General features: G+C 36.9%; 25 protein-coding genes. 17 read left to right on the top strand and 8 right to left on the bottom strand.

Features of this window, described 5'->3' with window-relative positions; translation table 11 throughout:
- The first annotated feature begins 100 nt into the window (after positions 1-100).
- The 4 genes from kbl (at position 101) to gldG (ending at position 4483) form a co-directional block, all read left to right on the top strand.
- Positions 101-1297 carry a glycine C-acetyltransferase gene (kbl, locus tag DYR29_RS22300; protein WP_213278591.1) on the top strand — a complete coding sequence of 399 codons (1197 nt, stop codon included), beginning with the start codon at positions 101-103 and terminating at the stop codon, positions 1295-1297.
- Positions 1298-1469: 172 nt separating this feature from the next.
- Positions 1470-2021, top strand: a complete 552-nt coding sequence (locus DYR29_RS22305) for a CopD family protein (RefSeq protein WP_213278592.1) — start codon at positions 1470-1472, stop codon at positions 2019-2021.
- Between the two features lie 58 nt (positions 2022-2079).
- Positions 2080-2808 carry an ABC transporter permease subunit gene (locus DYR29_RS22310; protein ID WP_047423584.1) on the top strand — a complete coding sequence of 243 codons (729 nt, stop codon included), beginning with the start codon at positions 2080-2082 and terminating at the stop codon, positions 2806-2808.
- A 4-nt stretch (positions 2809-2812) separates the two neighbouring features.
- Complete coding sequence (gene gldG, locus DYR29_RS22315; protein WP_213278593.1) at positions 2813-4483, top strand: gliding motility-associated ABC transporter substrate-binding protein GldG; 1671 nt, start codon at positions 2813-2815, stop codon at positions 4481-4483.
- A gap of 209 nt (positions 4484-4692) precedes the next feature.
- Here gldG and DYR29_RS22320 read toward each other — a convergent pair whose 3' ends face one another.
- On the bottom strand, positions 4693-5322 hold the full coding sequence (locus DYR29_RS22320; RefSeq protein WP_213278594.1) for a hypothetical protein: 630 nt from the start codon (positions 5320-5322) through the stop codon (positions 4693-4695).
- Positions 5323-5442: 120 nt separating this feature from the next.
- The gene (locus tag DYR29_RS22325) at positions 5443-5871 is read right to left on the bottom strand and encodes a DUF4268 domain-containing protein (RefSeq protein WP_047423581.1); all 429 of its coding nucleotides are present in this window, start codon (positions 5869-5871) and stop codon (positions 5443-5445) included.
- A gap of 173 nt (positions 5872-6044) precedes the next feature.
- Here DYR29_RS22325 and DYR29_RS22330 point away from each other — a divergent pair, with 173 nt between their 5' ends.
- From DYR29_RS22330 to DYR29_RS22340, 3 genes are all read left to right on the top strand, one after another.
- Positions 6045-6452 carry an RrF2 family transcriptional regulator gene (locus tag DYR29_RS22330; protein WP_047376986.1) on the top strand — a complete coding sequence of 136 codons (408 nt, stop codon included), beginning with the start codon at positions 6045-6047 and terminating at the stop codon, positions 6450-6452.
- 281 nt (positions 6453-6733) lie between these two features.
- Complete coding sequence (locus DYR29_RS22335) at positions 6734-7621, top strand: sulfite exporter TauE/SafE family protein (RefSeq protein ID WP_213278595.1); 888 nt, start codon at positions 6734-6736, stop codon at positions 7619-7621.
- 88 nt (positions 7622-7709) lie between these two features.
- Positions 7710-8000, top strand: coding sequence for a putative quinol monooxygenase (locus tag DYR29_RS22340; RefSeq protein WP_047376912.1), 291 nt, complete (start codon positions 7710-7712; stop codon positions 7998-8000).
- Between the two features lie 109 nt (positions 8001-8109).
- On the opposite strand, the gene DYR29_RS22345 is transcribed toward DYR29_RS22340, so the two are convergent.
- Together DYR29_RS22345 and DYR29_RS22350 are read right to left on the bottom strand one after the other, a co-directional pair.
- Complete coding sequence (locus DYR29_RS22345) at positions 8110-9402, bottom strand: T9SS type A sorting domain-containing protein (protein ID WP_213278596.1); 1293 nt, start codon at positions 9400-9402, stop codon at positions 8110-8112.
- Positions 9403-9597: 195 nt separating this feature from the next.
- The gene (locus DYR29_RS22350; protein ID WP_213278597.1) at positions 9598-10404 is read right to left on the bottom strand and encodes a T9SS-dependent choice-of-anchor J family protein; all 807 of its coding nucleotides are present in this window, start codon (positions 10402-10404) and stop codon (positions 9598-9600) included.
- 95 nt (positions 10405-10499) lie between these two features.
- On the opposite strand from DYR29_RS22350, the gene DYR29_RS22355 reads away from it, so the two are divergent.
- The 9 genes from DYR29_RS22355 (at position 10500) to DYR29_RS22395 (ending at position 20050) form a co-directional block, all read left to right on the top strand.
- Positions 10500-12605, top strand: a complete 2106-nt coding sequence (locus DYR29_RS22355; protein WP_213278598.1) for a TonB-dependent receptor plug domain-containing protein — start codon at positions 10500-10502, stop codon at positions 12603-12605.
- 16 nt (positions 12606-12621) lie between these two features.
- Entirely contained in the window at positions 12622-13737 is a 1116-nt protein-coding gene (locus DYR29_RS22360) for an HmuY family protein (protein WP_213278599.1), read from the top strand.
- 21 nt (positions 13738-13758) lie between these two features.
- Positions 13759-14637, top strand: coding sequence for a heme/hemin ABC transporter substrate-binding protein (locus DYR29_RS22365; protein WP_213278600.1), 879 nt, complete (start codon positions 13759-13761; stop codon positions 14635-14637).
- Positions 14621-15661 carry a FecCD family ABC transporter permease gene (locus DYR29_RS22370; protein ID WP_213278601.1) on the top strand — a complete coding sequence of 347 codons (1041 nt, stop codon included), beginning with the start codon at positions 14621-14623 and terminating at the stop codon, positions 15659-15661. The genes DYR29_RS22365 and DYR29_RS22370 overlap by 17 nt, the downstream gene beginning before the upstream one ends.
- Positions 15661-16434, top strand: a complete 774-nt coding sequence (locus DYR29_RS22375) for a heme ABC transporter ATP-binding protein (RefSeq protein WP_213278602.1) — start codon at positions 15661-15663, stop codon at positions 16432-16434. The genes DYR29_RS22370 and DYR29_RS22375 overlap by 1 nt, the downstream gene beginning before the upstream one ends.
- A gap of 2 nt (positions 16435-16436) precedes the next feature.
- Positions 16437-17087: a class I SAM-dependent methyltransferase gene (locus DYR29_RS22380; RefSeq protein ID WP_213278603.1), complete on the top strand. Its 651-nt coding sequence runs from the start codon at positions 16437-16439 to the stop codon at positions 17085-17087.
- Between the two features lie 4 nt (positions 17088-17091).
- On the top strand, positions 17092-18120 hold the full coding sequence (locus tag DYR29_RS22385) for a hemin-degrading factor (protein ID WP_213278604.1): 1029 nt from the start codon (positions 17092-17094) through the stop codon (positions 18118-18120).
- Positions 18121-18298: 178 nt separating this feature from the next.
- Positions 18299-19171 carry a ChaN family lipoprotein gene (locus tag DYR29_RS22390; RefSeq protein ID WP_213278605.1) on the top strand — a complete coding sequence of 291 codons (873 nt, stop codon included), beginning with the start codon at positions 18299-18301 and terminating at the stop codon, positions 19169-19171.
- 243 nt (positions 19172-19414) lie between these two features.
- Positions 19415-20050, top strand: a complete 636-nt coding sequence (locus DYR29_RS22395; protein WP_213278606.1) for a peptide deformylase — start codon at positions 19415-19417, stop codon at positions 20048-20050.
- Between the two features lie 55 nt (positions 20051-20105).
- On the opposite strand, the gene DYR29_RS22400 is transcribed toward DYR29_RS22395, so the two are convergent.
- The 4 genes from DYR29_RS22400 to DYR29_RS22415 all read right to left on the bottom strand — a co-directional run bounded on the left by DYR29_RS22400 (position 20106) and on the right by DYR29_RS22415 (position 22230).
- Positions 20106-20540: a hypothetical protein gene (locus tag DYR29_RS22400; RefSeq protein WP_213278607.1), complete on the bottom strand. Its 435-nt coding sequence runs from the start codon at positions 20538-20540 to the stop codon at positions 20106-20108.
- A gap of 166 nt (positions 20541-20706) precedes the next feature.
- The gene (locus DYR29_RS22405; protein WP_047423567.1) at positions 20707-21132 is read right to left on the bottom strand and encodes an organic hydroperoxide resistance protein; all 426 of its coding nucleotides are present in this window, start codon (positions 21130-21132) and stop codon (positions 20707-20709) included.
- Positions 21129-21566 carry a MarR family winged helix-turn-helix transcriptional regulator gene (locus tag DYR29_RS22410; RefSeq protein ID WP_213278608.1) on the bottom strand — a complete coding sequence of 146 codons (438 nt, stop codon included), beginning with the start codon at positions 21564-21566 and terminating at the stop codon, positions 21129-21131. The genes DYR29_RS22405 and DYR29_RS22410 overlap by 4 nt, the downstream gene beginning before the upstream one ends.
- Positions 21567-21597: 31 nt before the next feature.
- Positions 21598-22230, bottom strand: coding sequence for an NAD(P)H-dependent oxidoreductase (locus tag DYR29_RS22415; protein WP_047423564.1), 633 nt, complete (start codon positions 22228-22230; stop codon positions 21598-21600).
- A 258-nt stretch (positions 22231-22488) separates the two neighbouring features.
- Between DYR29_RS22415 and DYR29_RS22420 the strand changes: the two genes are divergently transcribed.
- Complete coding sequence (locus DYR29_RS22420; RefSeq protein WP_213278609.1) at positions 22489-23241, top strand: SDR family oxidoreductase; 753 nt, start codon at positions 22489-22491, stop codon at positions 23239-23241.
- The last annotated feature ends 11 nt before the right edge of the window (positions 23242-23252 follow it).

A 23252-nucleotide genomic window follows, 5' to 3' on the forward strand; every position in this document is an offset into this window, starting at 1 on the left:
TTAAAACTGAAACCTGAATTGATTTTTTAGAATTAAACATATAAAAGGTTTTATTTTACTGCCTTTTTAGTAAATTAGCACATCTAAAAAATTACTAAAAATGATCTCTGAAAAATACCTTCAACATTTACAGAACGAACTTCAGAATATTGAGAATGACGGACTTTACAAAAGAGAAAGAATCATCACTTCTCAGCAAAGTACAGAAATAGAAGCTAACGGAAAAAAGCTTTTGAACTTCTGTGCTAATAATTATCTGGGATTATCCAACCACCCGGAAGTAATGAAAGCGTCTCAGGAAATGATTCAATCTCATGGATACGGGATGTCATCTGTACGTTTTATCTGTGGGACACAGGATATTCACAAGGATTTGGAGAAAAAAATCGCTGACTTTTTAGGTCTTGAAGATACCATTCTTTATGCGGCAGCATTTGATGCAAACGGTGGGGTTTTTGAACCTTTGTTTACTGAAGAGGATGCTATTATTTCAGATGAACTGAATCATGCTTCTATTATTGACGGTGTTCGTCTTTGTAAAGCAGCGAGATACAGATATAAAAACAATAATATGGCGGATCTGGAAGCTCAACTGATTGCAGCTTCTGAAAAGAACCACCGTTTCAAAATTATCGTAACAGACGGAGTATTCTCAATGGACGGTATTGTTGCAGATCTGAAAGGAGTGTGTGACCTTGCTGATAAATATGATGCTTTGGTAATGGTAGATGATTCTCACGCAACAGGTTTCATCGGAAAAACAGGCCGTGGAACTCACGAAGCCAATGAAGTAATGGGTAGAGTGGATATCATCACTTCTACTTTAGGAAAAGCATTAGGAGGTGCTTTAGGAGGTTTTACTTCCGGTAAAAAAGAGATCATTGATATGCTGAGACAGCGTTCAAGGCCTTATTTGTTCTCGAACTCTCTGGCACCTGGGATCGTAGGAGCTGCTTTGAAAGTATTGGATATGATTTCTGATAATACTTCTCTTCGTGATCAGGTAATGGAAAATGCAGAATATTTCAGAACCGAAATGAAAGCGAAAGGTTTTGATATTCCTGACGGTGATGCTGCTATTGTTCCGGTAATGCTTTACGATGCACCTCTTTCTCAGAAAATGGCTGAAAAGCTTATGGATGAAGGAATCTATGTAATCGGATTCTTCTATCCTGTAGTACCGAAAGGAAAAGCCAGAATCAGAGTACAGTTATCTGCTGCTCATACTAAAGAACATTTGGATAAAGCAATTGCTGCTTTTGAAAAAGTTGGAAAAGAATTAGGAGTGATTTCTTAATCATTACGTTGATTAAAATAATGGAAATATAATGTTCGGCTCGGGCAGCTTTGCTGCCCCGAGCCGAATTATTTTTTATATAAAACGGTTTTTACTTATATTTTCCTGATCAAAAGAAATTTATTTTTAACAATTATATAATAAGCTTATCTTTGCTGTTAATTTTTTCTGAATGCTTTATACAATAATCAAAGCGCTGCACATTATTTTTATGGTAAGCTATTTTGCGGGAATTTTTTATCTCGTGAGGATTTTCGTTTACTATAAAGACACCGATGAATTTCCTGAAGAGAAAAAGAAAATTCTTAGAGAGCAGTACACCTTTATGGCCAGAAGACTGTGGAATATTATCACAGTTCCTGCCGGGGTAATCATGGCAGTATGTGGATTGGTCATGATCTTTTTAAATCCTGGCCTGATGAAAATGGGATGGTTTCACTTAAAACTAACATTCCTTATCGGGCTTGCCATTTACCATTACTGGTGCTGGAAAAAAGTCCTTCATTTAAAAGAATTACATGGTGGTACACTGCCGATTGCCAATATCAAACTGAGACAGGCGAATGAAATTGCAACATTCATTCTGTTTCTGGTTGTGTTTACCGTTATATTAAAATCAATGGTGATCGAATACTGGTGGCAATTAATTGCAGGATTTTTCGTTCTTGTATTTCTGATCATGATGACTGTGAAACTGGTTAATAAAAATAAAAAAAACAAATAATTGTAGAGTAGGACGTGTGTCTTAAACATTCATCCTTTTTACATCTTACAAAAAAACTATGATTGCAATTTTAAAGAAAGAACTTTGGAGTTACTTTGGAAACTGGAGTGCATGGGTGATCATTGCCGCTTTCAGTTTGATCGCAACTCTTTTCCTGTTCTTTTTCGACAACGATTCTAATATTTTTGAGATCGGAATGGCCTCGCTTCAGAGTTATTTCGTATTGGTTCCATGGCTGCTGATGTTTATCATTCCGGCCCTTTCTATGAAAACTTTTGCGGAAGAACAGCAGACAGGAACATTAAACTGGCTTTTTTCACAGCCGTTAAAGGTTTCTGATCTCGTAACCGGGAAATTCCTTTCTGTATGGATTGTTGGGGTTTTATGCCTTATTCCTTCACTTATTTACCTTTATACAGTATATGTGTTGGGAGTTCCTGCTGGAAATATTGATCTGGGAATGACCTTTGGAAGTTACTTTGGACTGATTATTTTAATTGCGGCATTTGCCGCCGTGGGAATTTTGGCTTCTTCATTGTCACAGAATCAGATTATGGCTTATCTGTTGGGCGTTTTCATGTGCTTCATTATGTATTTTGGAATCGAGCAATTAGCAAGCTATAAACTTTTGGGAGGAGCAGATTTTATCCTTCAGAATATAGGTTTCTATCAGCATTTCTTAGGCTTTACAAGAGGGCTTATTGATTTTAAAGATGTAGCGTATTTTGTTCTTGTCATTGGTGCTTCATTAGTATTGTCCAATCATTTTATAAACAAAAAGAAGTAGAATTATGAAGAAGATCAATGCTAAATCTCCACTGGGAATTTTCTTAATTGCAATTGTTCCTTTGGTTATTATCCTGACCTATTCAGGAATCAGATTAGACTTAACAAAAGAAAAAAGATATACACTTTCTGATAATACCATCAAAGTACTGGAGTCTGTTAAAAAGCCTCTGACTGTTGATATATATCTGGAAGGAGATTTTCCGGCAAGTTTTAAACAGCTTCAGAGCGAGACGAAATTCATGCTGGAAGAATTCAGAAAAATAAATCCGAAGATCGATTTTAAATTCATCGATCCGATTAAAACAAAAATGTCTCAGGACACGCTGATGGCCTTGGGAATGCAGCCGTCTATTCTTCCGGATGTAAAAGATGGAAAGATTTCACAGATCACCCTTTTCCCATATGCTGTAATCAAACATGGGAATGACGGTGTTTCTATACCGTTGGTAGTACAACAGGCCGGAATTGATGCTGACCAGCAGTTAACAAGATCCATTGAAGGGCTGGAGTATAATCTTATTTCCAACATTAAAAATATTGCAGCTGCAAAAAGAAAGAAAATCGGGATTCTGGTCAATCATGATGAATTGAACCCTGATGAATTCCAGGGATTTGTACAGCTGGCTATGGAAAACTATGATGCTGGACCTATTATTCCTAAAAACCAGACTGAACTTTCATTAGAAGATGTTCCTTTATTAAAGCAAATGAGTGCTTTGGTGATTGCAAAACCAAGAAAAGCTTTCACAGATAATGAAAAAGTAATCCTTGACCAGTACATCATGAATGGAGGGAAAACCCTTTGGATGATTGATGCGGTAAATGCTGAGATGGATACCTTAACAAGATCTAAAAAAGTAATGCCTTTCCCGGTAGATATCAATATGACAGACTTCTTTTTCAATTATGGGTTAAGAATTAATCCCGCTTTGGTAAAAGACGTTAAAAAGTTTGCACTATTAAGACTGGTTACAGGAGAAGTAAGCGGAAATCCACAATACACAAGCCTGCCTTGGCCGTATTATCCGCTTGGAATTGCTGAAAATAATAATCCGGTCACAAAGAATATTAACCCGGTAAAATTTGAATTCCCTACTTCTATCGATACTTTAGGGGGAAGAAAGAATATCAAAACAAAAGTTCTTTTCGAATCCAGTGAAAGAACATTACTGAAACAGGTTCCGAACTATGTGGACCTGAAAGAAATTGCAAGTGTAGACAGTCTTGGACAAATGGAAAAACCAAGCACACCGAAGATTTTCGCTGTAGCATTGGAAGGAAAGTTTAATTCTGCCTATGCATCCAGAATTGAAAGAAAATCTTACCCTGGATTCAAACCATCCAGCCCGGAAAACAAAATGATCGTTATTGCAGACGGTGATGTAGGAAGAAATAAGGTGATCAAAGGAAAACCGCTTCCATTAGGTGTAGACCTGCTGACCAACGAGCAATTTGGAAACGAACAGTTCCTGAGAAATGCTTTAGACTATCTATTAGACGACAGCAACCTGATGGAACTGAGAAACAGAAATATTGAAGAAAGACTTCTGGACAGACAAAGAATCACTGAAGAGAAGTCCACATGGCAGTGGCTGAACTTACTGCTTCCATTGGCCATTATCGGCCTTATCGGAGGATTGTTCTTCTGGCTGAGAAAAAAGAAATTTGGATAAAATATAAAAGTCCGGAAGATACTTTCTTCCGGACTTTTTATTGTAATATGGCCCAATCTTGCTTTAAAATCAATTTAATTATGACTCCTGAAGGAAACAACCTGCTGGAAGGGTGACCACAGAAGCCTTGCTTATAGCTTTAGTTATAAAAAAGTTGAGTTCACATCGATATTCAATAATATTTGAGATTAGTACTAATACACTATAGATTATTGCTGAAAGGCTCCTTTTGGAAGTAAAGCGGCAGTTCTGTAATAACTGATATCGGTAGGGATCTGAGCCTGAAGATCCTGGAAGGTGTCATAATCATAATGAACCCAGTTTTCTTCATGGTCGGGATCAGGAGTTTTGTCTACAGCCAGTTCAAGCTTTCCGTCTTCCTGGTAGCTGCATTCTATGGCGGCATATTTTTCACCACTTTTATCCTGGGTATACCAGCATTTTATGGTTCTTTCGAGCTGTGGTTCATGGGTTTCGTTATCAATGACCTGAGAGCAGATAAAGTTTTCCAGGTCGTCCGTTTTGAAAACGGTTTTAGAAATTAAAGGCAGATCATCTACGGATAGGGAATACAGTTTATTGGTAGAAATAATAAAACCGTCGGCAGTTTCTTTTTTCTCAATATCAAAAAAATCAGATTTCTCCTTAAGATATTCTACTACATTCGCCTCGTCCTCTTCGTCACTTAAAAAATAATTGATGTTGTAAACACTGTCTTCGTTGATGAATTCAATTTCTTTTAGAAAATCAGAACCTTCCTCATAATAATACAGATGATATTCGCTTAGCTTCACAGCTTTACTTTTAGAGATAATTTCTCCAAAAATGTTTTTGTACACTTTTCTCATTTTTAATCACGTTATTTAGTTTCATCTATTAGTTTAAGTGGTATCACAAAGATAAGTTTTCTTTTTTTATCTAAGTCTGAAGTGTAAAATAGTATTTATTTCGTAAGTATTTTATATATCCTTTATAAAATCCTCATATTCATAGTAAAACCTTTCGAAACCGTCCATTTTGTCCACAAAAAATTCAAAAATTTCTTGCCAGGTATTTTTGTTGAAAATGGAAACTCCATGTTTTTCTATCCATATCCTGCTGATAATCTTTCCGTTCTCAAGGGTAAAGTGTTCTTCTTTATGAAAATCTCCGGTATAATCTTTTAAGATATCTTCCAATGACCAGATCTTTTCGTAATAGGCGTTTCGGAAAATTTCGTCCTTCATTTCGATATCCAGAGAAACTTCTGCTTTTTTATTGTCGGCAGAAAATTTAAATGCCATATCCTTGATTTTGGTATCATAAAGGATCCATTTTCTGGGAAATGATCTTCCGAAAGCGGTCCAAAATTCCTTTTTTAACTGCTGTGCCTCTTGTTTACTGAACATACGGCAAACATAATGATTTAATAGGAGAAAGGCAAAAATATGGTACTAAAACCGTGAAATTACGGATAAGCCGGATGAGCAAAAATACCTAAAGGCAAAGCTGTAATTGAAGATTTATCTTTCTGCTTGCAGCTCTTTTTCAAATGTTAAACAATTTTCTTATTTTTGCTGTAATGCTTTCAAAAAAATCTCAATATGCGTTCAAGGCGCTTTCATATCTTGTAGAAAAAAGAAATGAAGGCCCGATTCTTATTTCCGAAATTGCGGAACACAAAAAGATTCCTTTAAAGTTTTTGGAAAATATTCTGCTTGAACTAAAAAAAGCGGAAATTCTTGACAGTAAAAAAGGAAAGGGTGGAGGATATTTTCTGAAGGAAAAACCTGAAAATGTGAAACTGGCGAAAATCATTCGTCTGGTAAACGGTCCTATTGCCATGCTTCCTTGCGTAAGTCTGAATTTTTACGAAAAATGTGATGACTGCAATGAAGATCACTGTGGACTTCATGATGTACTGATAGAGGTGCGGGATGCTTCGCTGAATATTCTGGAGAAAAAAACTTTAATGGATCTGGTCGACTGACCTGATCCTTTTTTTTGAATTAATAGTCTACTTTTTTTGTAGGATAAATATTTTATCAGATATTTGCAGTACTTCAAATGAATAAACTATGATTTCAAAAGAAGAGGCAAACCGATTACAAAAGCTTACACTCTCCATGACTGCAGTGCATTCTGCTGCAGTATACAGTATATCTGCAAATATTACCTTATACAGAAGTGCTGAAAACATACGATCGTTAAATGTCTTTATTTTCGATGTGACGGATAATCAAAAACTACAGACTAAAACGATTTTTTAATATGGTGATTTCAAGAAAAATTCAGGTAAGGCTTAATGTCCTTTTTGTGACGGCTGTCATTATATCTATTGTTGTTTTTTCAATGTATGAACTGGGATATCTGGAAGAGCTGCAGACCATTCTGGCAAAAAATAATTATATTTTTTACTGGATGCTTCTGGTAGGGGTCTTTGCAGAAATTGTGGCGGGATCAATGGGGATGGGATATGGAGTGATCTGTACCACCACACTTATGCTTCTGAATATTCCACCACATATTGTGAGTGCAAGTATCCATTCAGCAGAAAGTTTTACAACGGCAGCGGGAAGTCTCAGTCATATCAGATTGAAAAATGTCAGTAAGAGTTTAGTGAAAAAACTTGCAGTACCGGCAGTTATCGGGGCTGTTATTGGTGCGGTAAGTCTTACTTATCTTGGAGAATACTATGCAAAAATCACCAAAACACTGATCGCTTTTTATACTTTATATCTCGGGATTCAGATTTTATCAAATGCTTTCAAAGAAAAACAAAGTAAAGCATTGAAAAGGAAAACCAATCTTACCAGACTGGGAGTGATAGGTGGTTTTATAGACTCTTTTGCCGGTGGAGGATGGGGACCTCTGGTAACCGGAACTCTGATTAAAAATGCATTTACTCCAAGATTTGCCGTAGGAAGTTCTACCGTAGCCAAATTTATCCTTACCCTAACGGCCGCCGTTACCTTTTTCTTTACGCTGGGAATTCAGCACTGGAATATCATTCTCGGCCTTTTAATCGGCGGAATTATTACTGCTCCTTTTTCAGCTATGCTTACTGCAAGGCTACCTGTGAAGAAAATGTTTGTGATTATCGGAACATTGGTGATTGTGATGAGTTCTATAACTATTTATAAATCAGTTTTTAACTAGAAATTATGCCTTGTATTGAAAAATAAAGGGTTTAAAAAGATATTCGGTTTTGAAAATATTTTACTTTTACATCACTAAATATTAGAACATGAATTTACATATCATTGCACTTTTTAAGTTTAATGAAAACTATCTGATGGATGCGGTAGAGCTGTTTCAGAACCTTGTGAAAGAAACAAGAAAAGAAGAAGGCTGCCTGCAGTATGACCTTATTGAGGATAAAGATAATAAAGGAACTTTCTTCCTGATCGAACTTTGGGAAAGTGTTGAGCATCACAACAGACATAACGGCCAGGACCACCTTTTGGATTTCCGTAAAGATGCTTCCAAAATCATGGAGAGCTCAGCAGAAGTGTACAAAGGATTTAAGATATATTAATTTTGAGGATATAAAGAATTTCTCAATTACCTTACAGAATAAAAGGCGGTCTCAAACTATTGAAACCGCCTTTTTATTAGAAAAAATAGAAAGTATTAAAATAAAAAGTTTATTTCACGATAAGCTTTTTCGTCTCCGAATGGCCACCGTAAGTAATTTTTACAAGGTAATTTCCTGATGTAAGCGTAGAAAGGTTCAGATCCTGTTTGTAGAATCCTGCCTGATTAGAAAGCTCTGCAGAATATACCTTTTTACCGGTAAGATCATAAACCTCCACATTTCCTTTGTTGCTTGCTTTTTCTTTAACATCAAAAAGAACCGTTACTTTTTTATCTGCTGGTGCAGGATTAGGATAGATACCAAAAGAAGCCTTTTTCCCAACTTCAGTAATTCCTAATGTTTCAGTAATTTTTTTGTATTTGAAATACATATTGCCTGTACTTGCCCCGCCATTAGTTGTGAAGTACATTCTGTAGTAGTCATTTCCTTTTTTAACATAGTATACCACATCGCTTTTTACCGTTCCGATGCCTTTCCATGAGTGGCCCACAGTTGTAATAGCTGTTGAGAAACTTGCATTGGCAGGGATTGTATAAGCTGTTGTAGCCTGTGTTTCCGGCTGTGTCATTGCTACTTTGATATTAGGGCTTTGGATGGCTCCGGAAAGCGGATACATCTGCACGCCCATATAGAACGTATAATATTTTGTAAATACGAAATCCCATGCATTTCTTGACGGTTCAAGATCAGGAACTTTTGCTCCGGTATCAAATGAAAAATAGTTAAAATATGAATCATCCGTTCCGTTAGCGATGGTTCTTGTTTCTGTAGCGCCCCAAGCAGTACCATTCCATTTTGAATATTTAAAAGTATATCCTGCAAACGCATCTTCTATCGCAAATTTGATGTATGTTCCTGAAGGATATTTTAAAACAAAAATAGCTTTCCCCTGGATATGGTGATTCATAGGATTGTAAACTCCCCATCCTGTTGAAGGGATATTGGGGTTTGAAGATGTCACAGGTCCCTGTTCAAAAGCTCCCTGGCTCCAGTCAGTGGTCTGATCCGGGTTATAAAGAGGATCTCCCCATGAAGCCTCATTGCTGATGCTGATATTATCCCAGTCTGCTAAATTAGTTGAAGCAGTGAACACTTCAATATCCTTTGCATCATTTATTCTTGATCCAAATGCATAGTTTGAATTTCTATAAAAAGCAACATCCCAGGTATTGGCAGGCTGAGAAACCATATTACCATCTGCAAGATTTACAAATACTCTGTTTTGATATCCGCTCCCCATTGTCATATTTACCTGTGAGTATCCCAATGCATCAGTTTGTGCCAAAACAGTCTGCTGAACAGACATTGCCAATACTGAAGCCAATAATAGTTTTGTTTTCATAACTTATTTTTTAAATCCTTATTTAGAATGATTCTACAAAAGTATATAATTATTTTTAATGAGTCTAAATAAAAACATGATTTTTATCGTGTTTTTACTTTAATTATACTTTTGTTTACATAAAATATGAGCACAGAAAAGCCGGAAGGATTGATCCCGCCGGCTTTAAAAAGGCCAATAATAGTCTAATAAACCTTATTTTTTGATGAATTTTGTCTGAATCGTTTTTCCTTCAGATGTTTCAATATTCATATAATAAACTCCAGTCTGAAGAGTGCTGATATCAAAATTTTGTCCGTTGGGTTTTCCTTCTGTTGCTTTTTGTCCGGCAGCAGAGTAAATGCTGATATTTTTAAGATCTTTTTTTGATTTAAATTCTAATGCCGTTTGATCAGAATTTAAGGCAAATCTGATGTTTTCTGTTACTTTATTGTTGTCATTTACTCCTAAAGAAGCTGTCGTGTTATACACTACATTATCAACCTGAATTGCAACGTGAGTTGCTGTAGGAGTAAATTTAAATACAATATATGAACCTGTAGATGCCGGAATATTTACACTGATATTCTGAACTGTACCAATAACCGATACACTGATGGGGCTTCCGACAGGAACAAATGTTGACATATCCGCAGGATTGGATGCTATCCCAATCTGGATGCTACCCGGACCGGGAGACGGAGATACTAAAGTCGTATCAAAAGTTAATGTCTTATTTCCTGTTGGAACTTCAATTTGAGGAGAAATCAGATATGAAGACCCTGCCGCATTATTTCCTGCATAGGATTGAACGAACCTGTTAGAATCACCTGTTACAATCATTCTCGGAGGTACAGGAGGAAACTCTCCGGTAATTGGTGCAACAATGGCAGACCATCCAAACTGAGGGAAAGTTGTATTCCCGGCTGTAAAATTATTGAAATTTTCATTGATGTTAGATACCTGAGCATTCGCTGTTAAGGCTGTAAACATCAGAGTTCCTAAAAGTAATTTTAATTTCATGAGATTATTTTTATTTAGAATTATTCCACAAAAATATATATTTATTTTTAATGAGTCTAAATAAAGTTTTATATTTGTCGAAAATTTGTACCCTTATGAAGAAGAAAGTGCTTTCCGTTCTATCATTATCCGTGGCCTTATGGGTGAATGCACAAGAAAAGGATTCTCTTAATCAAAAGAAAATTGAAGAAGTTGTTATTACAGGACAGTACATGCAGCAGTCCATTAACAAATCGATATATAAGGTTGATGTAATTGATGCAGAACAGATTAAAAATATGGCAGCCACTAATGTTGCCGAGGTTTTAAATCAAAGTCTTAACATACAGATCACTCCGGATACCCGTTCAGGAAATTCCACGGCCAATATTATGGGACTTAACGGTGATTATGTGAAAATCCTTATCGACAATATTCCGGTAGTAGGGGATACAGGATTGGGAAGTAATATTGACCTTACCAAAATTACCTTAAGCAATATCGAAAGAATTGAAATTGTAAAAGGAAGTATGGGCGTTGAATATGGAAATGGAGCAGTTGCCGGAGTAATCAACATTATTACAAAGAAAACCAGTACAAAAAAAGTAAGCGTAAGAGGTTCGGTACAGGAAGAAACGGTAAGGGATAATTACGATCTTAAGAAAAGAGGGAACGGAAGACATATTCAGAACCTGAATATAGATTATAATATCAGCAATGAATGGTTTGCCAGCATCAATTTCAACCATAACCAGTTTATGGGATATGAAGGAGAAAGCAAAGGTTACAAATATTTCGGACAGGACAATCAGAGAGGCTATGAATGGAACCCGAAAGATCAGTATGATGCCTCTGCATTGTTAAGATATACCAAAAACAAAACAACATTTTTTTACAAACTATCCTATCTTAATGAGAGTTTTAACTTCTACAACCCTGAAGTAAGCAGAAATCCGCTTAATGATGGAGTAGGTGGAGTATCTTATGAAAGCAGGGACCGAAAGTACAATACTGACCGCTGGATTCACCAGTTTAATATTCAAACCAATCTGGGACATATCCGATACATGGGGGATTTCTCTTATCAGAATCAGGACAGAAAATATTACGACTACAATTACGACATTCCAAACAGAGCGATAAAGAGCCGTCAGGATGAAAAATCTTACTATAAAACCGATGTCATTTATTCAAGAGGGATGTTCAGTAATTTTCTGGATAGTAAAGTTTTTGATTTCCAGCTGGGGTATGAGTTAGATTACACTAATGGTTATGCTGCTTTGATTGCCGGAGACTTCTTTGGTGAAGCGGTAAAAAGAAAGATATTTACCTATTCCAATTTCCTTTCCGCAGAATGGAATGTTTCAGACAAATTTTCATTAAGGCCGGGAGTAAGACTTTCCCTTAGTGAGAACTTTAACGATCAGTACAACTATTCCTTATCTGCAAGATATAAAACTTCCGAGAATTCAAATCTTAGAGCAATCTTAGGATCTGCAAACCGTTTCCCTAAATATGACGAGCTATACACCTATTTTGTGAATCTTAACCATGATGTACAGGGAAACCCGGATTTAAATCCTGAAAAGGGATTCTCTGCGGGACTTTTCTGGAATCAGAACTTCTCAGTGGATAATGGCTGGAAAATCGCTTATGGAGTAGATGCATTATATCTGGATGTGCGTGACAGGATTGAAATGGTTGTGGTAAAACAACCTTCTACCTATAAATACATGAATCTGAACAGGTATAAAAATCTATTATTCTCAGCCAATGTAGATTTCAGAAAAGATCAGTTTGCCCTGTCTTTAAGAGGATCTGTGAACGGAACATCCGTATCAATGAATGAATTAACATCCTCTTCTCCTACAGATTTCCAGTATTTGGTACAGGCAGGTGCTTCTGCAACGTACAAACTGAAAAATACCGATACCAATTTTGCCCTTTACTATAAATTCACAGGTCCGGACAGAATTTATGTGTCTGACGGAGCAAGTGGTTTCCGCCTGGGAAAAGTAGACAGTTTCCATATGATGGATTTTATCGTAAGCCAGCCTTTCTGGAATAAGCATTTTGAAATTTCTGCAGGGGTGAAAAATATATTTGATGTGACGAGATTAAACTCTACTGCAGTTGCCGGTTCAGCGCATACAGCAGCGAATGGTTTTGTTAATTTATACTATGGCAGAAGCTATTTTGCCAGATTAATGTTTCAATTTTAAATAATAAGTTACTGTTATGAAGTATTTAAAAATATTTTCTGTTCTTTCCATCATGGTGGCCACACAGTCCTGTCTCTCTGCAGATGAAGATCCGGTTCCGGTTCCTCCCATGACTGGATCAGAAGTCAATGTAAAAGTGGGTGGTCCTACAGAACCTAATCAGGTTTGGATTGATCTGAGTGATTACACCAATCCGGCTGTCAACAGCAGAACAGACTGGGATCTTGGTTTTTATACAGGAGATGAATTTCGTGTAATAATGAACGGGTCTCTTGCTATGACAGTTATTAAAATACCTGATGCTACAGATATCAGTAAAATAAAAGATGCTGATGTTGAAAGTTTGAAAGAAATTGCTCAGGTAGGAACATTTGATGCAGCCAACATGAAGTATATCGATAATCCTGATGGTAATTTTCTGACTCAGACTTCCGGGATTGATGCCATCAAAGAAAATGATACTGATAATCCTGTTTATCTGATCAATCTGGGAAGAGAAATACCTTCCGCAGCCAATATCGGGGCAGGTTCCGTTTCATTGTCCGGTGATCCGAGAGGATGGAAAAAAATTCAGATCCTGAGAGCTCAGAATGGATATAAAATCCGCTATGCCGATCTGAATGCGACAGGAACAGATATCAAAGAATATATCATTACCAAAGATACAGAATACAACTTTTCGTTCTTCAACCTGAAAACAGGTACACCTGTAAAAGTTCAGCCTAAGAAAAAAAGCTGGGACTTAGCATTCACAACGTTTACCAATGAGGTATTCATGGGACCTGCAACCAGCGCGGGAAGCTACTTCTATGCAGATTTTGTAACGACCAATACCTTGAATGGAGTAGGTGCTTACCAGGTAAGTGTTACAGGAAGTCTGGATCAGGCTTATACCGCATTCAAACTGAAAGACGTAGAGCCGGCTAAATTTGTTTTTAACGATCATAGAGCCATCGGTGATAAATGGAGAACAACAACGGGCACGGCATCGAATCCTGTTCCTTTTGTCTACTCAGACCGTTTCTTTGTGCTGAAAGATGCTGAAGGTTTCTACTTTAAACTGAGATTCAACAAAATGAAAGATGAAAACGGAAACCGCGGGTACACCAACTTTGAATTTGAACCTTTATAAATAATCAAATAATAGTATATCATGAAAAAATTCATCCTTGCAGCTTCTGTACTTGTAGCAGTGTATTCCTGCAAAAAGGCAGAAGCATCAACGAAAGAAAATACAAGGGAAGCCACTTCTGAAGCACCAAAAACCAACAATAAAATAGTAACGTTAAACGGCGGAATTACCGAAATCGTAGCTGCTTTAGGCCACGAAAAAGAAATCGTGGGAACAGATGTTACAAGTACTTATCCTGCATCTTTAAAAGCTACGGCTAAAGATTTAGGCCACATGAGATCAATGACCATTGAGCCGATCATGGCAGTGTCTCCGACATTAATTTTAGCTTCTGATAAAGATATCAACCCTGAATTAATGGGGAAAATCAAATCTTCCGGGATTCAAACTGAAGTATTCAAACAGGAATATACAGTAGATGGAACTAAAAAGTTAATCGAATCTGTAGCAAAAGCGATTGGAAATACAGATTACCAGAAATTAAACGACAAGATTGACGCTGATCTTAAACAAGTACAGCCTATTGCTAAAAAACCAAAAGTATTATTCATCTACGCCAGAGGAAATATGCTGATGGTGAGTGGTAAAAATACACCAATGGCTTCATTGATCACTCTTGCAGGAGGTGAAAATGCTGTAACTGATTTTGAAGACTTCAAACCATTGACCCCTGAAGCTGTTGTAAAAGCTAATCCTGATGTACTGTTCTTCTTTGAAACAGGTTTACAGGGAGCAGGAGGAAACGAAGGCGCTCTTAAAATGCCGGGTGTTTCCCAAACCAATGCAGGAAAGAATAAGAAGATCATCGCAATGGATGGAGGTTTAGTATCAGGTTTCGGACCGAGACTAGGAGAAGCAGCAGTAGGATTAAACAAACTTTTAATTGAAAACACAAAGTAAACTATACTTTTATCTTATTATAAGTGCAGTACTGCTGGTCATTATAGCAGTGCTGTCACTTAATACAGGAGTGTATGATTTCGGAGAGAATTCTCCGTTCAGGGCACTGTGGCAATTTATAAAAGGTGATCCGTCTTTGTCCTTAAGTGATAAATATGTGATTTGGGACGTAAGAGCAGCCAGAATTGTTATGGCAATTTTAATAGGAGGAATGCTTTCCGTCTCAGGAACCAGCCTTCAGGGACTTTTTAAAAACCCGCTGGCAACAGGTGATTTAATCGGCCTTACATCGGGTGCAACCCTGCTGGCGGCAATTGCGATTGTTTTAGGAGGACATTTCAAAGAATACCTTCCTGAGGTTGTACAGTTTTCATTGGTAGGAATCGCTGCTTTTATAGGATCATTCTTATCTATGATGCTGGTATACAGGATTTCAACAAGCGGAGGAAAAACAAATGTAGTGATGATGCTGCTTACCGGCGTTGCAATAACCGCAATAGGTTTTTCAATTACCGGATTCCTGATCTATATTTCAAAAGATGAACAGCTTAGAGATTTAACCTTCTGGAATCTGGGAAGTCTGGCAGCCGCTACATGGACAAAGAATATCATTCTGGCCGTTGTAATGACGATCGCTTACATCATTTTATTGCCTAAAGGAAAAGCTTTGAATGCCATGATGTTGGGAGAAAAAGATGCTCAGCACCTGGGAATCAATGTGGAAAAACTGAAAAAACAGATCATCATCACCGTTGCATTAATGGTGGGAACCTGTGTAGCATTTTCAGGGACAATTGGTTTTGTAGGTCTTATTGTACCTTATATTTTAAGACTTTTATTCAAATCCAACAATACCTTTATCCTGCCTTTATCAGCCATGTGCGGAAGTATTTTGCTGCTAACAGCAGATACATTCAGCAGAAGTATTGTAGCGCCGTCTGAGCTTCCAATAGGAATTCTGACTGCACTGATGGGAGGACCTATCTTTATTGCTATTTTGGTTAAATTTAAAAAATCACTGTAATGATCAAGGCACACCAGATTAATTATAAACATAAAGAATTCCGTATTCTGGATGGGGTAGATGTCTCTCTGGAATATGGTGAATTTTTAGCCATTGTAGGTCCGAACGGAGCAGGAAAATCAAGCCTTATGAGTGTTTTGGCAGATGAAGTGAAATCCGGAAAACAAAAAGTATTATTTAAAGATAAGCTTATTCAGCATTGGAATGTAAAGGAGCTTTCCAGACATAAAGCAAAATTTTCTCAGCATAACAGCAATGATATTCCGCTTGAAGTAAAAGATGTGGTCATGATGGGAAGATATCCTTATTTTGATGCCCAGCCCGGTAAAGAAGATTTGGAAGCCATGAACAATATGATGTATGAAACCGATATTTTTCATCTGAAAGACAGAGATTACAATACCCTGTCCGGAGGAGAAAAGCAAAGGGTGCATCTGTCAAGAGTAATGGCACAATTACAGAACGACATTACCCATAAACTGGTTTTTCTGGATGAACCTTTGAACAATTTGGATATAAAACATCAGTATAAGGCGTTGGAAATTATCAAAAACTTTACGAATAAAGCCAATAGTGCCATTGTTGTTTTACATGATCTGAATCTCGCAGCACAATTTGCAGACAAGATATTATTGATGAAATCAGGAAAAGTTTCCGCCTTTGGAACTCCACAGGAAGTTTTCACAGCAGAAAACATCAGCCAAGCCTATAATTTTCCTTGTACCATCTGCGGACACCCTATTACAAATAACCCAATGATCATTTTTGGATAACCATGGAAAAAGAAGAACTTAAAATCCTTGCACAGAATCTTGCCAATCCTCAGGGAGAAAAAGGCATTGAGATTGGTGAAATGATGAATGCCACCAACATCGGGATGACGTTGGAAAGTATTAAAACACTTGTGATAGATGACGGTCAGCATATCCTCGAAATAGGACACGGCAATGCCGGGCACCTGAAAAGTATCATGAGCCTTGCCAAAAACCTCAGATATACAGGAATCGATATTTCTGAAACCATGCACAATGAAGCCAGAAAACTCAATAAAGAATTTGAAAACCAGGCAGATTTTATTTTGTATCAAGGAAAGAAACTTCCTTTTCAGGACGGGACTTTCAACAAAATATTTACAGTCAATACTGTGTACTTCTGGGAAAATCCGGTAGAATTTTTAAATGAGATCTACAGGGTCTTGAAAGATGACGGAACATTCGTTCTTACATTCGGGCAAAGAGATTTCATGGAAAAACTGCCGTTTACAGAGTATGATTTCACACTCTACAACAACAATGAAATGGAAGAACTGATCTCCAAAAGTCATTTTAAAAGAATGAAAACTTCCGAAAAAGAAGAAGAAATAAAAAGTAAAACAGGAAACGAAACAATACAAAGAATTTATACAATTTTAACCATAAAAAAATAAAATAATGAGCACATTAGTTAATGATTTAAAGGAAAAATGGGAAGCTCTGAAAGCAGAAAATCCACATATCAGAATAAGAAATGCCGCTGCACAGCTAGGTGTAAGTGAAGCCGAATTATTAGTAACCAGTGTAGGGGATGGTGTAACTGTTTTAAATGCAGATTTTCCGGGAATTCTTACAGAAGCTGAGCAGTTGGGAAAAGTAATGGCTCTTACCCGTAATGATGAATGTGTTCACGAAAGAAAAGGAATCTATCAGAACAGTGATTTCAGCAGCCCGCACGCACAGCTTTTCGTTGGAGAAGACATTGACCTTAGAATTTTCCTTAACCACTGGAAGTTTGCTTTTGCAGTTGTGGAAGGAGATAAGAAAAGTCTTCAGTTTTTCGGAAAAGATGGTCTGGCATTGCACAAGATCTATCTGACAAAAGACAGCAACGAAGAAGCTTTCGATGCTATCGTTGAAAAATTCAAAGCTGAAGATCAGAATCAGGCTTTTGTATTTGAGGCAGTTGCTCCAAAGCAGGCTGAAAAAGCAGATGCAGAAATTGATGTAGAAGGTTTCAAAAAAGCATGGACAGAATTGAAAGACACTCATGATTTCTTCATGATGACCAGAAAATATGGAGTAAGCAGAACGCAGGCATTAAGATTGGCACCGGAAGGATTTGCTAAGAAAATCGATAATGCTAAAGTGGTTAACATCCTTGAAGATGCTTCTGAAAAAAATACACCAATTATGGTTTTCGTTGGAAACAGGGGAGTCATCCAGATCCACACCGGAAATGTGAAGAAAACACTTTGGCACCAGCAGTGGTTCAATGTAATGGACCCGGATTTCAATTTACACCTTGATGTAACGAAAATCGCAGAAGCCTGGATCGTTAAAAAACCAACTGAAGACGGAGAAGTAACGGCTATCGAAGTATTCAACAAAGAAGGAGACTTTATCGTTCAGTTCTTTGGAAAAAGGAAACCTGGAATTCCTGAGCTTCAGGAATGGAAGGACCTTGTAGCAGCTTTAGAAAAGTAATAATTAGATGATTTGAATGAGACCGTTTTGTTTGTAAAATTCAAAGCGGTCTTTTTTTATTCGGATTTTGGCGAAGAATAATCAATGACTTTAAGGTAGATTTGCTGATAAGTGAATTCGCTGTTATAGTACAATGAGTGCCAAAATATTTATGTAATTTGTGGTTAAATATAAAAAAATGAAAAATATTTTCATAGCGATACTGCTTGCCGGTTTCTGTTCTTTGAAGGCGCAGGAGCTTAAAGCTTTCCAGTTTTATGATAAAAAAGGAAAAGAAGTAAAGACGGAAAAACTGGTGAAAGAACTGGCGGATTATGATGTGGTCTTTTTTGGTGAAAACCATAACAGTTCTATCAATCACTGGCTTCAGCTTAAAATTACAGAAGCTCTGTTTGCTAAAAAGAACGGACAGCTTATTTTAGGAGCTGAAATGTTTGAAAGAGACAATCAGCCTCAGCTGAACCAATATTTGAACGGGAAATTTGATGCTAAAACATTCAAAGACTCCGCACGTTTATGGAACAACTATGCAACGGATTACAAACCTTTGGTAGATTTTGCTAAAAATAAAAAACTGAATTTTATTGCCACCAATATCCCCAGAAAATATGCCTCTCAAACCGCTAAGGAAGGTCTGGAATCCCTGAACCAATTAAGCGAAAAAGAGAAAACATATATCGCTCAGTTACCGATAAAAGTTACATTAGACACTCCGGGATATCCGGAAATGAAAGCAATGATGGGAGATCATGCGGAAGGAACCAAAGTGATGAATTTTATTTCAGCCCAGGCAACGAAAGATGCTACAATGGCAGAATCTATCCTGAAAAACTTACAGGCCGGAAAAACATTTATCCATTACAACGGAAACTATCACAGCAAAGAATTTGGCGGAATCTATTGGTATATCAAACAGAAAAATCCTAACCTGAAAATGGCTGTCATCTCTGTTTTTGAATCAGAAGATCCTGAATTGAAAGTTCCTGCTAAAGAGTATATTCCAACAGATTTCAATCTGATTATCCCGGGAGATATGACGAAGACTTTTTAATCTTACAAAAATGTCATTCTGACGAAGGAAGAATTTCACTGTTAACTTATTATAAGATTCTTCACTACATTGCATTTCTTTCAGAATGACAAAAATCAAACTTACATTGAATTCAATAGGGTCGGGCTTTAGCCCGGCCATTTTTATATAAAAGCTTCAACGGCTTTAGCCAAAACATAAAAATCAACGTTCCATAATTATTTTTACTCCACAATATTTACCTTTGTACCATATTCAAAAAACATGAAGAAATTACCCATCCTACTGATTTTTTTTATAGGCCTGTTGAACGCCCAGAAACTCACTTCCAATGAGATTTCAATTATTAATCAGGGAGATATAAATACAGCACTACCGATTTATCAGACAACAGATGCCAGCCAGCATAAAACATTGCTGAGCATTTCTTCAGAAGCAGATCCCCTTGATCCGAATACGGCTGTTCTGGTAAAAAGAATGAAGGAATCCCTTCTGTCAACAGATGGTGGAGTAGGAATTGCTGCTCCTCAGGTGGGAATCAACAGAAAGATCATCTGGGTACAGCGTTTTGATAAAGAAGGAACTCCTCTGGAATATTTTATCAATCCTGTCATTGTATGGCATTCCGATCTGCAGAATCTTGGTCCTGAAGGAGACCTGTCTATTCCTGATTTCAGGGATCAGTTTTACAGAAGTAAGGTGATTCAACTGGAATATGTGGATTTGAAAGGACAGAAATATTCAGAAATTGTAGAAGGTTTCACAGCCGTAATTTTCCAGCATGAAATTGACCATCTTTTCGGCATTCTTATCTCTGATAAAAAAGAAAAAGAGAAAAACGATTCTTATAAAAAAGTAGATGCCTATCAGAAAAGTGATTTGATGAAAGACAGGAGATAAGGATGAGTTATAAATTATAAATTATAAATGATGAATGATGTCAAACTTCTGTTTTCTATCGATATTTTAAAATAAAATCTTCTCCATCTTCATAATCTGCGGGATCAACGTGTGAAATCACTCCAATATCAGATTGTAAATTACTTTTTAGCTGTTCAAAATACATTTTTTCAGTTTCCTTGGTGCCATTGAAGGTCAGACTCATAATAAGTTTGTCGTCATCAGTAATGTCTGCACCTACCATGATTTTGTTGGGGTTATCATGATATTTATTCCAATAAAAAGTCTGGGTGATGGATGGTGTTTTAATGAAATAACCAATCATTTCATCTTCTGTTTTGAAAATGTAATTTTTGTCATGTCTTGGATAGGTATAATCCAGATTTAATTTTTTGTAGCCCGGAAGAAATGTATTTAATACTAAATTAATTGTCTTCCTTGATTTTTGCCCCGCATACACCTGACAAACAATATCTATAATGATGTCCATTAAACAAAATTACTTTATTCTAAGAGAATAAGTAGCAAAGTTAATATTTTAAAATATCTTCAATCATCTGTGTTCATCTGCGAAATTTGTGGTTAAAAATAAAATAAAAGGAGCTGTTTCCATGGAAACAGCTCCTTTCGTTATAACTATGCTTAAAAAAATTGGATTAATCGTTGTTGGTTACTGATAATTTTACCTCCATATTATTTCTGGTTGCATTAGAATAAGGGCAGATTTGGTGTGCCTTTTCTGTCAGAGCCTGTGCTTCCTCAATAGAAACTCCAGGAATGTTGACATCAAGTTCTGCTGCCAGTCCGAAACCTCCATTTTCAAGTTGGCCAATGCTCACTTGTGCAGTAACAGTCGTTTCTCCGGTTTTTACTTTAGACAGACTGATTACTCTGTTCAATGCGCTGTCGAAACATGCAGAATATCCGGCTGCAAAAAGCATTTCAGGGTTTGCAAAATCTTCATTGGCTCCTCCTAATGCTTTCGGCATTCTTACATCAAGATCCAATACTCCGTTTTCACTTTTTACATGTCCGTTTCTGCCTCCCTGAGCAGTTACTTTGGTCGTATATAATGTTTTCATTTATTTTCTATTTTGTTTAATATTTTTAGAACTGTGTCTTTAAGATGCAGCAATTCTTCCGGCTGTATACCCAGTCTTTCCTGAATTTTTCCCGGAATTTCACATGCCTTTTTCTGAAGCTGTTTTCCGGCTTCGTCTAAAAATACTTCAACCACTCTTTCGTCTTCTTTTTTCCTTTTTCTGATGATAAATCCTTTGGCCTCCAGTCTTTTAAGAAGAGGTGTCAGAGTACCGCTGTCCAGGAACAGCTTTTCTCCGATGTGGGTTACGGTAAGTCCGTCACCTTCCCATAATACCATCATAACAAGGTACTGCGGATACGTTATGTCCAGCTCATCGAGGAAAGGACGGTAAAGTCCTGTGATCTCTTTGGCAATAACATACAGCGGGAAGCAAATCTGGTTTTCTAGTTTGGGGGTTTTCGGATTTTCCATAAGTTTGAGTACGAAAGATTCGATGAAGGTATTACTTTTTTATGATAAATTCATCCATTGGAATTCTGACTTTTTTCATAGAAGACAGCCAGTCATTGGCTTCGTCACGGTATCCAAGATATAAAAGGCTTACACTTTTTAATCCTAATTCTTTTAATCCCAATACTTCATCTACCACTTCATTACTGAATCCTTCTGCCGGAGTACTGTCAATTTTAAGTTCAGCAGCCTGAGCCAGGGCAATTCCTAATGCAATATATGTCTGGCGGGCCGTGTGTGCAAAATGCTCTTCAGGAGTCTGTGCCCCATATATTTCTTTAATTTTATCGGTATAGCTTCCGAAACGGCCTCTTGGAAGGTCTCTTACATCGGTATGATAATCGTAAACTTTGTCAATTTTTTCATTAGAATAGCTGTCCCATGCTGCAAAGACCAAAACGTGAGAAGAATCTCTCATTACTTCAGGGTTTAAAGCACCTGCTACCATTTTTTCTTTCAGTTCCTGATTTTCTACCACGATGATTCGGAATGGTTGTAATCCCGATGAAGTAGGAGCCAGTCTTGCTGATTCTAAAATAGTATTAAGATCTTCCTGTGAAATTTTTTTGTTCGGGTCATAAGCTTTTACAGCGTGTCTCCAGTTTAGGTTTTCTATTAATGACATTTTTTTCTTTTGTTTTAAATTAAACTACTTGGTGGTTGTTGAACTTCCTGTTTTTTTAATTGAAGTAAAACAACAGTACAAATATATAAACAATTTAATTGTGTGCAATTTAATTTTGAAAGATTTTATTGATGACGATTATTGATGAATTAAAATAAATAATAATACAGTTTGCTCTTAACTCATTTTTCGTATGATTCGGATTTTTTAATACCTTCTCTATTCCAATCTTTGCAGGAGAATTTTAAACTAAAAACAATGCAGAGATTTAAAAACAAAACCGCGTTAATTACCGGAGGAACAAATGGAATGGGTCTGGCTACCGCTCGGAAATTCATTGAAGAAGGAGGAACAGTCATTATTACAGGAAGAAGTGAAGATACTGTGAATATGGCTCTGGAAAAACTTGGAGAAAAGGCTTTTGGAATTGTATCCGATGCCGGAAATATAAAAGATCTGATGAACCTTCAGCAGGAAGTCAGAAAATATACAGAACAGATTGATCTGGTCTTTGCCAATGCGGGATACGGAAGATTTGCTCCTGTAGAATATGTGGATGAAAACCAATTTGACGAACTTTTTAATCTTCTGGTAAAAGGTCCTTTTTTTACAGTGCAGCAAATATTACCATTGATGAATAGCGGAAGCTCCGTTATTTTTAATACTTCCGTGGCGACGGATATTGCGATGCATAACTTTTCCGTGTATTCTGCTGCTAAATCTGCTGTGCAGTCTTTCATTAAAACCTTTGCGGTAGAGCTTACAGAACGCGGGATCCGTGTCAACGGGGTGAGTCCCGGACATATTAAGACCAATATTTTTAATAATACAGGCTTAACCGGAGAGCAGATTGAAAATGCCATTGAGGATATTATTCCTACCATACCTTTTAAAAGACAGGGGGAACCGTCAGAAATAGCCAATGTAGTTCTGTTTCTTGCATCAGAAGAAGCCTCTTATATCCATGGGGCTGAAGTAAAAGTAGATGCCGGGATTTCTGTGATCAGATAATGGCAGAATAT

This window comes from Chryseobacterium indologenes, from assembly GCF_018362995.1.
GTDB classification, from domain to species: domain Bacteria; phylum Bacteroidota; class Bacteroidia; order Flavobacteriales; family Weeksellaceae; genus Chryseobacterium; species Chryseobacterium indologenes_G.